Source organism: Mycobacterium sp. SA01 (assembly GCF_041287105.1).
GTDB lineage: Bacteria > Actinomycetota > Actinomycetes > Mycobacteriales > Mycobacteriaceae > Mycobacterium.
Window position 1 is genome coordinate 1 of the sequence record NZ_JBGGNO010000008.1, and the last position, 13,110, is coordinate 13,110.

Consider the following 13,110-nt stretch of genomic DNA (forward strand, 5'->3'; position numbering starts at 1 on the left):
GCGGGTTGACGTCGTCGAGCACCGCGTTGCCGTTGACGATCGACTGGCCGAACTTGGTGCCCAGGCCGTTGAGCGCCTCGGCGGCCGCGCTGAGCGTCAAGTTCAGCTTGACCGGATCCACCTTCTCCGAAATCGAGGTGACCGTCTCGAACAAGGTGTTGAACTCGGTGGTGACCCCCGAGGTCTTGATGACGTCGCTGCTCGAAATCCGGGCCTTCACCGGATCTTTCGGGCTGGTGAACGACACGTACTTGTTGCCGAAGACGGTGCTGGCTTTGATCTGGGCATCGACGTTGGCCGGGATCAGCGAGATGTAGTGCGGGACAACCTCGAGCGTCAGCTCGGCCACCGACTTGCCGTCGCGGTTCACCGAGGCGACTTTGGTGACGCGGCCGATCTCGACCCCGTTGTAGGTGACCTTCGAGCCCGGGTCCATCACCAGACCGGCGCGATCGGACACCATCGTCAGGGTGGTCTTGCGGGTCAGGTCGCCCCGGAATTGCAGGTACACCAGCGTGGCCAGCACGAGGGCCAGCAGCAGGAACACCACACCCGCGAGCTTGAGCGGCGGGCGCCGGGATGAGTTGAGCGGCGTCGTCATCCGCTACACCGTGAGGTTGAAGTTCGGGTTGGTGCCGTAGAGCGCCAACGAGGCGAGGAGAACCACCGTCGCGACGGCGACCAGCGATGCGCGCATCGAGATGCCGACCGCCTCGCCGACGCCGACCGGACCGCCGCTGGCGTTGTAGCCGAAGTAGCAGTGATTGATCATCACGAACATCGCGATGATGATGGCGACGACAAACGACCAGAACACGTCGTCGGGCCGCAGGAACGTCCGGAAGTAGTGGTCGTAGGTGCCCGTCGACTGGCCGTAGAACACCGTCGTCGTGAGCTGCGCGGCCAGGAACGACAGCAGCAGCGCCATCGCATACAGCGGAATGATCACGACCATGCCGGCGAGGATGCGCGTCGACACCAGGTAGCTGATGGACTTGATGCCCATCACTTCGAGAGCGTCGATCTCCTCGGCGATGCGCATGGCGCCCAGCTCGGCGGTGGCGCCGGCGCCGACCGTCGCGGCCAGTGCGTGCCCGGAGACCAGCGGAGCGACGACACGGACGTTCACCAGTGCCGCAACGAAGCCGGTGAACGCCTCGACACCGATATTGCCCAGGGACGCATAGCCCTGGATCGCGATCAGCGAGCCGCCGGACAGCGTCACGAAACCGACGATCGCGATGGTGCCGCCGATCACGGCCATCGCGCCGGTGCCCATCCCGATCTCGGCGATCAACCGCAAGGTGGCGCGGCGGTAGTAGCGCAGCGCGTGCGGGATCTGGCCGACGGCGGTGACGGTGAACCAGGCCACGTCGCCCACCCGGTCGATGAAGCGACCGGGGGCCGATGCCCATTTGGTGGCGCTGGTGTACGCGCGGGGGTAGCGGGACCGAAGGACTGCTGCAGTACTCATCTCAGTGCCCCGTTCCGAACTTGACACCGATAGTTGTCAGGACGACGTTCACAGCGAACAAAGCGACCACGGAGAGCACGAGCGTTTCGTTCACCGCGGTGCCGAGGCCCTTGGCGCCGCCGGAGACGGTCAGGCCGCGGTAGCAGCCGACCAGGCCGGCGATGAGCCCGAAGGTGAGCGCCTTGACGATCGAGATGATGACCTCCGGCAATCCGGTGATCAGGGTGAGCGTGGAGACGTAGGCGCCTGCGGAGATGTTCTGCATGTAGACGCCGAAGATGAAGCCGCCGACCAGGCCGACGGTGATGACCGCGCCGTTGAGGAGCACGGCGACGAACGTCGCGGCAACCACCCGGGGCAGCACGAGGCGGTGGATCGGGTCGATGCCGAGAACCTCGAGGGCGTCGATCTCTTCGCGAATGGTGCGCGCGCCCAGGTCGGCGCAGATGGCCGTGGACCCGGCGCCGGCGACGACCAGCACGGTCACGATCGGGCCGAGCTGGGTCACCGCGGCCAGGGCCGCACCGGCTCCGGAGACGTCGGCTGCGCCGAACTCCACCAGCAGGATGTTGATCGTGAAGATGATGAGGATGGTGTTGGGGACCGCGACGGCGATGGTCGGCAGGAAGGTCACCCGGAACTGGAACCAGCCCTGAAGAATGAACTCGCGCCACTCGAACGGCCATTTGGTGGTCGCCTTGGCGGTGAGGACGCACATGCGGAAGAAGCCGCCGATGGCGGTGAGGGCCGGACGGGCCTTGTCCTGGAGGTAGCCGCCGACGCCAGTGGTCGCGGCGGTCACCGGTTCACCCACATGACGGGACCATGTCGGTCGTCGCGTGGCGGCAGTCCGACTGGCACGTACCCTCCTTGCCCCGACCCGTGGTGAGTGAGTGTCGTCTCCCTACTACTCAGTAGTAAGGCGGACCACAGGAATGTACCCGATGCCTCACGGGCCGTGCACCGCATCTGCACTATTGACCCTCCATCCCCACTACTCGATTTTTGTCGCATCCGTTAGCCATTCGGTCATCAGCCGGGATTGGCTGCCTCCGAACCGGTTTCATCGACGGGATCCGTTGCGGCACTGGCGCTGAACCGAATCCGCAATTCCGTCTTCAGCACCTTGCCCGCGGGGTTGCGGGGCAACGCGTCGACGATCTCAAGCCCCTTGGGGTGTTTGTAGCGTGCCAGGCGTTCGGTCAGAAATTCGTCAAGTTCTTCCAGCCGCAGCGCGGCGGCGTTGATCGCGGCGACCGCCACCGGCACCTCACCCCATTTGGGGTGGGCCCGGCCGATGACCGCCACCTCGACGATCGCCGGGTGGGCGGCCAGTACGTTCTCGACCTCGGCGCAGTAGATGTTCTCGCCGCCGGAGATGATCATGTCCTTCTTGCGGTCGACCACCCAGATGTAGCCATCGGCGTCGGCGCGGACCAGGTCGCCGGAGTGGAACCAGCCACCCGCGAACGCCTCGGCGGTGGCCTGCGGGTTGTTCCAGTAACCGGCCATGAGAGTTGGTGCGCGATAGACGATTTCGCCGACCTCCCCCACCGGGACGTCGTTCATGTCTTCGTCGACGATGCGCGCAGCGACGGTCGGGATGACCTTGCCCACCGACCCGCGCTTCCGGATCGCGTCGTCGCCGAGGAGCATGCACGTCACCGGAGACATCTCGGTCTGGCCGAACGCGGCGAGAATCTTGCTGTCCGGGAACGTCTCGGACATCTCGCGCAGCAGGGTGTCCGACGCCGGGGCCGCACCCCAGGACAGCGCCCGCAACCGGATGTCGCGCGGCTTGGCCTTCTGCGCCGCGCAGACCGCCTGCCATTGGGCGGGCACCAGGAAGATGCCGGTGACCCGCTCGGCCTCGAGCACGTCGAGCAGCTGGCCCGGGTCGAATCCGCCCAGCGGGTGGATGACCGTCGGCGTGCCGAGCATCAGGCCGCCGAGGGTGTTGCCGATACCGGCGATGTGGAACAGCGGAACCCCGATGAACCCGACGTCGCTGTTGATGTCGGGGCCGGTGGTGTACATGCCGGTCATCGCCTGACCGGCCAGATTGGTGTGGGTCAGCACCGCGCCCTTGGGCCGCCCGGTGGTGCCCGAGGTGTACATGATCAGCGCCGGACTGTCGTTGGGGATGTCCACCGGCTGGTGCTGCTCGCCCTCTTCGACGATCAGATCCTCGTAACCGAGCACCCCGTCCTCGGTCGCGCCGCCGGCGACGATCACGGCGGACAGCCCCGGTGCAAGGTCGCGCACGGCCTTGGCGACGTCGGCGAGCACCGTTTCGGTGACCAGCACGGCCGCTTCGCAGTCCTGGACCAGGAACGCCAGCTCCGGCGGTGTCAGCCGGAAGTTGACCGGCACAGCGATCGCCCCGAGCTGAGTGGCGGCGAGCGTCGCCTCGACGAACTCCGGGCGGTTCAGCATCAGGATCATCACCCGATCGCCGAAGCCGACACCGCGGCGGCTCAACGCGTCGGCCAGCTTGGTGACCCGGTGGTCGAACTCGGCCCAGGTCGTCGTGCGGCCCATGAACCGCAACGCGGTGGCGTCGGGTTGCATGAGCGCATGACGCGCCAGCTGGTTGGTCCAGTTCTGCCGGCGCGCCAGATACGGCTGCTCGGTCGTCGTGGTCAGCTGGCTGGTCACTGGTCTTCGTTGCCCTCTCAACAGTTCCGAATGGCGACAGTTCCCTATGTCGTAAAGGATGCGTGAACCCGGTGGCTGGAGAACGCAGAAATCGTTATATTTGATCAAATCTGTTGTTGCTTGGGTCACACTATTGCTTGGCCGCTCGCCACACAAGTCCCCGGAGGTCACGTGAACGCACCGGCTTCCACACGGGCCGGCAACCGCCGCGGAAGCCGTCGATCACAACTGTCCGACGAGGTTGCCGCGCACCTTCGCGAGGCGATCATGACCGGCGTCCTGCGGCCCGGGACGTTCATCCGGCTCGACGAGACCGCCGCTCGGCTCGAGGTCAGCATCACCCCGGTGCGGGAGGCGCTGCTGACGCTGCGCGGCGAGGGCATGGTCGCACTCGAGCCACGGCGCGGCTACGTGGTGCAGCCGCTGAGCCGCCAGGACATCGCCGACATCTACTGGTTGCAGGCCACCATCGCCAAGGAACTGGTGAGCAGCGCCGCCGACCGGCTGACCGATGAGCAGATCGACGAGCTCGAACGCGCCAACGAGGCGTTGGAGGCAGCGGTGGCCGAGGGCGACCCGGCCACCGTGGGTGCTGCCGAGTTCGCCTTCCACCGACTGCTCAACCGCGGGGCGGGCCGGATCAAACTGGCCTGGTTCCTGCTGCACGCCGCGCGGTACATGCCGCCACAGATCTACGTCACCGACCCGACCTGGGGAGCGGCCGCGGTGGACACCCACCGCCGGCTGATCGACGCGCTACGGCGACGCGACAAGGCCACCCTCGAAGAGCTGTCCGCGACGGAGTTCAACGACGGCGTGCACCGGCTGCTGGAACAGCTCGAGCGCAACGGGATGTGGCGTTAGCCGATCGACTGGCTACGAGCTCGCGGACAGCTGCTCGGCGCGGGTCTTGAGGTTGTCGGCCAGGTGCTCGAGCACGTCGTTGATCAGCTTCTTGACCATCACGGCAGGCACCGGCAGGGACACCTCGACCTCGAGGTCGACGGTCAGCAGGCTCGACGGCCCCATCGCGACCACCGAGAACAGCTGATCCTGCTTGGTGAACACCTCGCCCTGCTGCAGCACGGTCTGGATCTGGCCTTCGCCCGGGTAGTACACCGCCTGGATGAAGGTGCCCGACTGGCCCTGGATCTCCATGTCGAGCCGCAGCTGGCTGGGCCGGCCATCGTCATAGCGGGCCAGGACATACACGGCCTTGGCCTCGGGGTTCCATTCCGGATAGGTCTCGAAGTCGGCGACTATCCGGAGGATCGTGTCGGCATCGGCGTTGACTTCAACGGTCTTGCTGACGAGCGGCATCGGCCGATCATATCGGCCTCAGGCGGGTGCCTTCTTGGCCGCGCCGGCCACATCGGGCATGCCCAGCGGGGATTCCACCCGCACCGTTTCGTCCCGAATCAGCCCGCGCAGCAACGCGGTACTGAATTCGGCGGCGATCTCCTTGGCGGTTCGCCGGCCGTCCGGTCGCAGCCACCGGTAGGCGCCCAGCGTCATGCCGATGTAGCCGAGCGCCACCACGTGCGTATCGCACTCGAAGAACTCACCGCTGGCGATCCCGCGGTCGATCAGGCCGTGCACGTGCTCGTAGACCTGGGTTTCCTTCTCCCGCACCTCGGCGACCTGCTCCTCGGTGAACCACTCGGCGATGTAGGGCGCCTCCTGGAAATACACCGCCGCGCCCTCGGGGTTCTCGGCGATGTTCGTCAACAGCCGCACGGTGTATTGGTAGAGCGCTTCGCGGGCGGTCCAGGACGGATCGTCGTGCACGGCTTGCAAGGTGTTCTCGGCAGCACGGCGGTAGATGTCGAACAGGATCAGCGACTTACTGGCGTAATAGTGGTAGACCGTCGCCTTGTTCAGGCCGACGACATCGGCGACGTCATCCATCCTGGTTCCGTGATAGCCGCGGGCGGCGAAGAGCTTGGTGGCGACGGCCAGCAGCTCTTCGCGCCGGGTCATCCCGTTCTCGGATGCCATGATGTCCTCGCTTGTCCTGTGCCGGCCGGCACGGTGTCATTTTGTCCGCCGACAACGCCGGCTCTCTATCAACTGGTTGGATAGTTTAATGACCGGTGTCGCGGTTGGGGCCCGCGGACTAGACTCCGGTTCTATTGCGGTGACGCTCAGGAGGTGCGAGGGATGGATCCGAATCCGGACTATGACGCGAGCGACGAGGTCGAGTACTTCTTCAGCTGGCTGCCCTGGGCGCTGCGCGGCGTCTACCCGCCGCCCGCCTATCCGCCGGTTTAATCGCCGCTGAACCGTACCTTTGCCGGCCGGCCTGCGGGCGATGCTCGCCCGCGACCCCGATGAACCGCACCGCGCGGCCAGCTCCCTGGAGCTTCTCTTCGACCTCGTTTTCGTGGTCGCCGTATCTCAGTCTTCCGGTGCGCTGCACCATCTTTGGGAGGAACAGCACTTCGCCTCAGGTGTAGCGGCCTATGCGATGGTGTTCTTCGCGATCTTCAACGCCTGGATGAACTTCACCTGGTTCGCCAGTGCCTACGACACCGACGACTGGCTCTACCGGCTGACCGTCTTCGTACAGATGGCCGGCGCCCTGGTGATCGCCGCAGGCGCGCAGAGCGCGATGCTGTCCAACGACTTCGGCGCCATCGTCGCCGGGTACGTGATCATGCGGGTGGCCAGCGCAGCGCAATGGATCCGGGCGGCGATCAGCGATCCGCACTACCGCGGCACCTGCGTGCGGTACGCGATCGGCATCGTCGTCGCGCAAGTGCTGTGGGTGTCCTGGTGGTTCCTGCACGGCCCGGTCTGGTTGTTCCCGCTGCTGGCGGTGGCCGACCTGTCGGTGGCGCTGATCGCCGAGCGGTACCGGGCGACGGCCTACCACCACCATCACATCGCCGAGCGGTACGGCCTGTTCACGCTGATCGTTCTCGGCGAATCGATTCTGGCGGCGGCCAATTCGATTATCGGCGGACTGTCGAACGACGACGCCCGCGTCGGACTGATCGGGGTCGCGGTCTGCTCACTGGCGATCGTGGCCTCGATGTGGTGGATATATTTCGACCGTCCGCAGCACCACCAGACCCTGACCAGGCGCCGCTCGTTCTACTGGGGCTACCTGCACTACTTCATCTTCGCCTCGGCAGCGGCCTTCTCGGCCGGGGTGGAGGTCATCGTCGCCGAACATCTCGGCGAAGGCCACTTGCCACACACGGTCGCCGGGCTGACGTTGACAGTCCCGCTGGCGGTGTTCCTGCTGACGACGTGGCTGGTGCTCGACGCAGGACGCCGCGACGTCGTCCAGTCCGTCGGCGTCGTGCTGCTGACCGCCGCGATGCTGGCCGCGGCGCTGCTGCCCGAGCCCACGATCGCCGCGGCCCTGATCATGGTCGCGGCGGCGGCGCTGGTCAGCTGGCGGCACGCGGCCGATAAGCTTGCGCACTTGTGAGCGACTGGACAACGACCGCGGCCCGTCCGCACGAGATGCGGCTGCGGCTGGACTCCTACCCCGTGACCGGCACCGTCGAGGCGCGCTACGGCGACATGGATTCCAACGCCCACCTCAACAACCTGGCTCTGGAAGCGATGCACGAGAACGCCCGGGCGACCATGAACCGCAGCCTGTTTCCCGACATCTACGACGTGACCACCCGGCGGCTGCGCCTGGTCACCTCACAGAACGCGGTGCACTTCCTCGCCGAGGCGCACTGGCCGGGCACCATCGAGACCGGCGCTGGGGTCGGGCGGGTCGGGCGCACCTCGTTCGTGGCGTCGACCGGATTGTTCGTCGACGGCCGTTGTGTCGGGGTGTGTGACACCGTGCTGGTGCTGCTCGGCGACGACGGACCGGTTCCGATTCCCGACGACGCGCTGGCGGCGCTGGAAACCGTGCGGCTCAAATCGCCGCAGGCGTAGGCCTCGTCAGCTGAGCCTTCAACGACTGTCACTCTCGCGCAGCAGGAACATCGCCGTCGGGCACCGTCACGATGACCGTCGTACCCCCTCCGGGAGTCTCGATCAGCTGCACCGATCCGCCCATCGCTTCGACACCGACCACCAGCGACGACAGTCCGATGTGCCCCTCGGCGACCTTCTCGTTCAGAACAGCCGGGTCGAAGCCGACGCCATTGTCGACCACGCGCAGCACCAGCGAACCGGCCTCGTGATCCAGCTCCACCCGCAGCCGGGTCGCCCGAGAGTGCTTGTGCGCGTTAGCTAATAGCTCGCGCGCGGCACGGTAGAGCAGGGCTTGGGCCGCCGGCTTGCCCACTTCTTCCACCGCGCAGTCGATGGTGACGTTCCAGCGCCGCTCGTACTGGCCGACCAGCTCGCGCAGCGCCGCGCCCAGTCCGACCTGGGCCAGCACCTGGGGATGCAGCGTCGAGACCGCGCTGCGCAGCATGTTGATGGCGTCCTGCAGCGCGGTGTCGACCCGCTCGAACCCGATGGCGGAGGGTTGCTCGCGCAGGTCCTCCAGATCCAGCCGAGCGGCGAGCAGGTTCTGCAGCGGCCCGTCGTGGAGTTGTTCGGACAGTTGCCGGTTGTTGCGCTCGTCGGCCTGCATCGACTCCGAGACCAGCCGGCGCCGCACCTCGAGAAGCGAACGCACCCGGGCCCGGCGGCGGGCCAGCACCAGGCACAGCGCGGTGGTGGCCAGCGCCAGCCAGGCCAGGCAACCGACCTGGACGTAGACGACGTTGGGCAGACCCATGGTGTCGTCGCGCTTGGAGTAGATGATCCAGGCCACCAGGTACCCGACCGCCGTGCCGGCACCGATCAGCGCGGTGATCTCCGGGCGGTCCAGGAACGCGACGGTGATCGGGATCAGGAAGAAGATCGGCAGCAGCCAGCTCGTCGCGCCCCCGGAGGCGACGCACATGGCCAGCACCGCGACCACGTCGATGGCCGTCGACGCCCAGCCGAACCACCACTGCAACGGCCTGCGGAGCACGACGGTCAGCCATACCGCGGCGGTGCCGGTGTAGACGATCAGCACCGACCAGTACACGGCGGGCAGCCAGTGGTCGACGCCTTCGATCCACACCAACAGCCCGATCAGCACGATCAGCGGCAGTCGTAGGACAGCCGCGACCCGGACCGGCTCGGTACCCAGGAAATCGGCCGCGCGGCTCAGCGGGGCCGGCAGATTACTCAAGCAGCCCCCGCCGCATCGCCTCGGCGACCGCCGCCGCCCGGTCCCCCACACCCAACTTCTCGTACAGCCGCTGCACATGGGTCTTCACCGTCGACGGCGCCAGGAACAACTCCTCGGCGATCGCCGGGATACTGCGTCCGCCGGCGATCATGCCCAGCACCTCGCGTTCCCGCGAGCTCAGCGACGGCCCGGACGGCTCGGCACGGCGCCGGATCTCGACGGCCAGACCAGATGCCAGCCGGGGCGCCAGAACGTCGCGACCCTTCGCGCAGTCCAGCACCGCGTTGACGATCTCGGATCGGCTGGAGTCCTTCGGCAGGTAGCCGGCCGCCCCCTGTTGCAGCGCGTGATAAACGATTTCGGCGTCGTCGTGTGCGGAGACCAGCAGCACCCGGGTCGGCAGTTCGTCGCGGCGCACGGCGGCCGCCACCTCGGCGCCGTCCATTCCGGGCATCCGGTAGTCGAGCAGCGCCACGTCGGGCTGGTGTTCCTTGATCGCCGCCAGCGCCGACGAGCCGTCCTCGGCCTCGGCGACCACCTCGACCTCACCGCTGCCCGACAACGCCCGAACCAGTCCGTCACGGAACAGCGGGTGGTCATCGCCGACGACGACGCGCACCTTTCGGTTATCGGGCATGCCAGGAGCTTCCCACAGGGGTCCACCGATCGGGGGACAAACACTTCATCCCTCGCAGGGGCCTATCAGCGGACAGACAGCTCCCGACCTGCGCGGGATAGTCGATTCATCGCCGAAAACCATCGGCCGCAGAAGCAAGGAGACGGACATGGACCGCACATTCACTCGTCGCTTCACCACCGCCCTGGCGGGTCCCACGCTCGCGGTGGGCGTTCTGGCCGGCACCTTGATCGTCGACACCCCCGCAGCGACCGACACCATGGGCCTGAGCCTCGCCTCGGCCTCCTCGGCCGGACTGGTCGACATCCACCTCTAACTCCACTCAGCAGCCGCGAAACTGCGCGAAAGCGAGGAGGTCAGTTGGGCACTTCCCGTCACCCGTCCGCGAGATACCGGAGGTTTATTGGTCGCTAACCCTCTTACTCCACATGACAACGAGGCCCTCCCTATGGTCATAAGGGAGGGCCTCGTTGTTGTTTAGACGGGTGTCATATCGTGACGGTCATGGATTTCGCCATGTCTGCCAAGGGTGCTGACTACCACAAACGCCTCACCGAGTTCATGGTCGAACATGTCTTCCCGGCCGAGAAGGTCTACGACGAGTACCGCGAGGCCGCGGGCCCCGGTGACTTCACCGTGCCGCCGGTGGTCGAGGAACTGAAGGTACTGGCCCGCAAGCAGGGGTTGTGGAACCTGTTCCTGCCGCCCGAGTCGGGGCTGACCAACCTGGAGTACGCGCCGCTGGCCGAGTTGACCGGCTGGAGCACCGAGATCGCGCCCGAGGCGATCAACTGCGCGGCGCCCGACACCGGCAACATGGAGACGCTGCACCTGTTCGCCACCGAAGAGCAGCGCAAGACGTGGCTGGAGCCGCTGCTGGCCGGCGAGATCCGCAGCGCCTTCTCGATGACCGAACCCGCGGTGGCATCCAGCGATGCCCGAAACATCCAGACCCAGATGGTCCGCGACGGGGACGACTACATCATCAACGGCCGCAAGTGGTGGACCTCAGGCGCCAATGACCCGCGCTGCAAGGTGCTGATCGTGATGGGCCGCACCAACCCGGACGCCGCCTCGCATCAGCAGCAGTCGATGATCCTGGTGCCCACCGATACCCCCGGCGTGCAGATCCTGCGCTCGACGTCGGTGTTCGGCTGGCAGGACCAGCACGGCCACGCCGAGGTGATCTACGACAACGTGCGGGTGCCGGCATCGAATCTGCTGGCCGAGGAGGGCATGGGCTTCGCGATCGCGCAGGCGCGGTTGGGCCCGGGCCGGATCCATCACTGCATGCGTGCGATCGGCGTCGCCGAGCGTGCGCTCGCGCTGATGACCCATCGCGCCCGGACCCGCATCGCGTTCGGCAAGCCGCTGGCCGATCAGGGTGTGGTGCAGCAGCAGATCGCCTTGTCCCGCAACGAGATCGACCAGGCCCGGCTGCTCTGCCAGAAGGCCGCCTGGACCATCGACCAGCACGGCAACAAAGAGGCCCGCAATCTGGTCGCCCAGATCAAGGCCGTCGCGCCGCAGATGGCCTGCAACGTCATCGACCGCGCCATTCAGGTGCACGGTGGCGGCGGGGTCAGCGATGACTTCCCGCTGGCCCGGATGTACGGCTGGCAGCGGGCCATGCGGATCTTCGACGGACCCGACGAGGTTCACATGCGCAGCATCGCCCGCGCCGAGATCGGCGCCGAGCCAAGTGCTTTCGCGGCGGCGGTGACCGGCGCGTGAGCCATACTGCACTGTCGGGTGCGTGGAACTTTCGCGATATCGCCGACACCACAGGAATCCGGCCGGGCAAGTTCTTCCGGTCCAGTGAGCTCAGCCGGCTCGACGACGACGGCCGGGAGGCCTTCCGCCGCCTGGGTATCACCGATGTCGCCGACCTGCGCTCACCGCAGGAGTTGGAGCGCCGCGGCTCCGGTGCGGTGCCCGACGGCGTCGCCATCCATCTGCTGCCGTTCCCGGACCTGTCCAACACGACAGCCGAGGCGCCGCACGAGACCAGCTGGCAGAAGATGATGACCGAGAAGGTCGACGACGAGAACGTCGAAGACGCCGCCGAACGCTTCATGACCGGCGAATACGAGAAGTTCCCAGTCCTTGCCGGTGCGCAACGCGCAGTGCGCCAAGTGTTTTCGTTGTTGAGTGCGGGACGCCCGGTCATCACGCACTGCTTCGCGGGCAAGGACCGCACCGGCTTCACCGTCGCAGTCGTGTTGGAGTCCATCGGCGTGCCGCGCGACGCGGTGCTCGCCGACTTCCTGCGCAGCAACGACGCCGTCGAGTCGCTGCGTGAGCGGATCATGGAGTCGATCGTCGACCGGGCCGGCGAGACACCGGAGATCACCACGTTCGCCGAGGCGCGGCTGACCAACGGGGTGCTCGGTGTGCGGGAGGGCTACCTGGCCACCGCGCATCAGGTGATCGCCGAGAACTACGGCGGCCTGGATGGCTTCCTGCGCACTGCCGGGGTGTCCGAAGAGGACGTCGCGCGCACGCGCAAAGAACTACTGGGTTAGCAGCAGACCGGCCACCCACACCGCGGTGGCGATCAGCCCGCCGGTCAGCTCGACACCGACCGAGAGCGCAGCGGCCTTCAGCGCAAGGACCGTTGCCGCCCAGGCACGCCGCTGATCGCGCCTGGCTGCCAGTTCGGCGAGGTACACACCGAGCACGAACCCGAACAGCAGGCCGATCACCGGCACCACGAAGAAGCCGATGACGCCCAGTACCGCACCGGCGGCCAGCGTCCATCTGCCGACCTCGCCGGCACGCATCCGCCGGGCGGGCCACAGGTACTTGATCAACAGGCTCGCGCCGAGCACCACGGTGACCACCCCGAGCACCAGCCAGGACACCAGACTGTGCTCGACGGTGGCCCACACCGCGATAGCCGCGTAGACCAGCAGGGTGCCCGGCAGCAGCGGCACGATGACGCCGACCAGCCCGATGGCGATGGCCAACGCCACCAGAACGACGCCGCCGGTGCTCACCCGCCCGAGCCTAGGACACCATCTCGGGATTCAACTGGACACCTGTCTATTACAGGTCTGCCAGTCACTGGGCTGATCCTCGCGGCGGGAGAGTCACGCTGGACCATTGCCGCTCAGGCATACCCCAACGTTGCAGTTCATCGGTCCTACCGGCAGAAATCTGCATTCGCCGAAGTAAAATAGACAGGTGTCCATT

General features: G+C 66.8%; 16 protein-coding genes. 7 read left to right on the plus strand and 9 right to left on the minus strand.

Features of this window, described 5'->3' with window-relative positions:
- From AB4879_RS00980 to fadD5, 4 genes are all read right to left on the minus strand, one after another.
- A partial coding sequence (locus AB4879_RS00980) for an MCE family protein (RefSeq protein ID WP_370506052.1) occupies nucleotides 1–601 on the minus strand: 601 nt, incomplete at its 3' end.
- Between the two features lie 3 nt (nucleotides 602–604).
- Nucleotides 605–1,474, minus strand: coding sequence for an ABC transporter permease (locus tag AB4879_RS00985; protein WP_102808511.1), 870 nt, complete (start codon nucleotides 1,472–1,474; stop codon nucleotides 605–607).
- Between the two features lies 1 nt (nucleotide 1,475).
- Nucleotides 1,476–2,276 (minus strand): ABC transporter permease, encoded by an 801-nt coding sequence (locus tag AB4879_RS00990; RefSeq protein ID WP_102808529.1) that lies wholly within the window; start codon nucleotides 2,274–2,276, stop codon nucleotides 1,476–1,478.
- 230 nt (nucleotides 2,277–2,506) lie between these two features.
- Complete coding sequence (fadD5, locus tag AB4879_RS00995) at nucleotides 2,507–4,132, minus strand: fatty-acid--CoA ligase FadD5 (protein ID WP_370506053.1); 1,626 nt, start codon at nucleotides 4,130–4,132, stop codon at nucleotides 2,507–2,509.
- 171 nt (nucleotides 4,133–4,303) lie between these two features.
- Here fadD5 and AB4879_RS01000 point away from each other — a divergent pair, with 171 nt between their 5' ends.
- Nucleotides 4,304–4,996: a GntR family transcriptional regulator gene (locus AB4879_RS01000; protein WP_370506054.1), complete on the plus strand. Its 693-nt coding sequence runs from the start codon at nucleotides 4,304–4,306 to the stop codon at nucleotides 4,994–4,996.
- A 12-nt stretch (nucleotides 4,997–5,008) separates the two neighbouring features.
- Here the strand turns inward: AB4879_RS01000 and AB4879_RS01005 are convergent, their stop codons facing one another.
- Complete coding sequence (locus AB4879_RS01005; RefSeq protein ID WP_036342588.1) at nucleotides 5,009–5,452, minus strand: SRPBCC family protein; 444 nt, start codon at nucleotides 5,450–5,452, stop codon at nucleotides 5,009–5,011.
- Between the two features lie 18 nt (nucleotides 5,453–5,470).
- Nucleotides 5,471–6,130 carry a TetR/AcrR family transcriptional regulator gene (locus AB4879_RS01010; protein WP_102808507.1) on the minus strand — a complete coding sequence of 220 codons (660 nt, stop codon included), beginning with the start codon at nucleotides 6,128–6,130 and terminating at the stop codon, nucleotides 5,471–5,473.
- A gap of 162 nt (nucleotides 6,131–6,292) precedes the next feature.
- Between AB4879_RS01010 and AB4879_RS01015 the strand changes: the two genes are divergently transcribed.
- From AB4879_RS01015 to AB4879_RS01025, 3 genes are read left to right on the plus strand one after another with little or no spacing between them, the layout of a single operon-like run.
- A complete protein-coding gene (locus tag AB4879_RS01015) occupies nucleotides 6,293–6,403 on the plus strand; it encodes a hypothetical protein (protein ID WP_005142555.1) in 111 nt (36 codons plus the stop codon).
- Nucleotides 6,404–6,422: 19 nt separating this feature from the next.
- Nucleotides 6,423–7,571, plus strand: coding sequence for a low temperature requirement protein A (locus AB4879_RS01020; RefSeq protein ID WP_199189953.1), 1,149 nt, complete (start codon nucleotides 6,423–6,425; stop codon nucleotides 7,569–7,571).
- Nucleotides 7,568–8,038, plus strand: coding sequence for an acyl-CoA thioesterase (locus AB4879_RS01025; RefSeq protein ID WP_370506055.1), 471 nt, complete (start codon nucleotides 7,568–7,570; stop codon nucleotides 8,036–8,038). The genes AB4879_RS01020 and AB4879_RS01025 overlap by 4 nt, the downstream gene beginning before the upstream one ends.
- A gap of 28 nt (nucleotides 8,039–8,066) precedes the next feature.
- On the opposite strand, the gene AB4879_RS01030 is transcribed toward AB4879_RS01025, so the two are convergent.
- Nucleotides 8,067–9,278, minus strand: a complete 1,212-nt coding sequence (locus AB4879_RS01030; RefSeq protein WP_370506056.1) for a sensor histidine kinase — start codon at nucleotides 9,276–9,278, stop codon at nucleotides 8,067–8,069.
- Nucleotides 9,271–9,915 (minus strand): response regulator, encoded by a 645-nt coding sequence (locus tag AB4879_RS01035; protein WP_370506057.1) that lies wholly within the window; start codon nucleotides 9,913–9,915, stop codon nucleotides 9,271–9,273. The genes AB4879_RS01030 and AB4879_RS01035 overlap by 8 nt, the downstream gene beginning before the upstream one ends.
- A gap of 148 nt (nucleotides 9,916–10,063) precedes the next feature.
- On the opposite strand from AB4879_RS01035, the gene AB4879_RS01040 reads away from it, so the two are divergent.
- From AB4879_RS01040 to AB4879_RS01050, 3 genes are all read left to right on the plus strand, one after another.
- The gene (locus tag AB4879_RS01040) at nucleotides 10,064–10,231 is read left to right on the plus strand and encodes a hypothetical protein (protein WP_157838252.1); all 168 of its coding nucleotides are present in this window, start codon (nucleotides 10,064–10,066) and stop codon (nucleotides 10,229–10,231) included.
- A 200-nt stretch (nucleotides 10,232–10,431) separates the two neighbouring features.
- Entirely contained in the window at nucleotides 10,432–11,649 is a 1,218-nt protein-coding gene (locus AB4879_RS01045) for an acyl-CoA dehydrogenase family protein (RefSeq protein ID WP_370506138.1), read from the plus strand.
- A complete protein-coding gene (locus AB4879_RS01050) occupies nucleotides 11,646–12,440 on the plus strand; it encodes a tyrosine-protein phosphatase (protein WP_370506058.1) in 795 nt (264 codons plus the stop codon). Before AB4879_RS01045 ends, AB4879_RS01050 begins: the two co-directional genes overlap by 4 nt.
- Here the strand turns inward: AB4879_RS01050 and AB4879_RS01055 are convergent.
- Nucleotides 12,429–12,914: a DUF456 domain-containing protein gene (locus AB4879_RS01055; RefSeq protein WP_370506060.1), complete on the minus strand. Its 486-nt coding sequence runs from the start codon at nucleotides 12,912–12,914 to the stop codon at nucleotides 12,429–12,431. The genes AB4879_RS01050 and AB4879_RS01055 overlap by 12 nt on opposite strands.
- Nucleotides 12,915–13,110: the final 196 nt, after the last annotated feature.

Bases quoted from the DNA above. Each gene is read 5' to 3' on its own strand.
- AB4879_RS00985 (WP_102808511.1), bottom strand. From the start codon at position 1,474: ATGAGTACTGCAGCAGTCCTTCGGTCCCGCTACCCCCGCGCGTACACC.
- AB4879_RS01005 (WP_036342588.1), bottom strand. From the start codon at position 5,452: ATGCCGCTCGTCAGCAAGACCGTTGAAGTCAACGCCGATGCCGACACG.
- AB4879_RS01010 (WP_102808507.1), bottom strand. From the start codon at position 6,130: ATGGCATCCGAGAACGGGATGACCCGGCGCGAAGAGCTGCTGGCCGTC.
- AB4879_RS01015 (WP_005142555.1), top strand. From the start codon at position 6,293: ATGGATCCGAATCCGGACTATGACGCGAGCGACGAGGTCGAGTACTTC.
- AB4879_RS01035 (WP_370506057.1), bottom strand. From the start codon at position 9,915: ATGCCCGATAACCGAAAGGTGCGCGTCGTCGTCGGCGATGACCACCCG.
- AB4879_RS01040 (WP_157838252.1), top strand. From the start codon at position 10,064: ATGGACCGCACATTCACTCGTCGCTTCACCACCGCCCTGGCGGGTCCC.
- AB4879_RS01045 (WP_370506138.1), top strand. From the start codon at position 10,432: ATGTCTGCCAAGGGTGCTGACTACCACAAACGCCTCACCGAGTTCATG.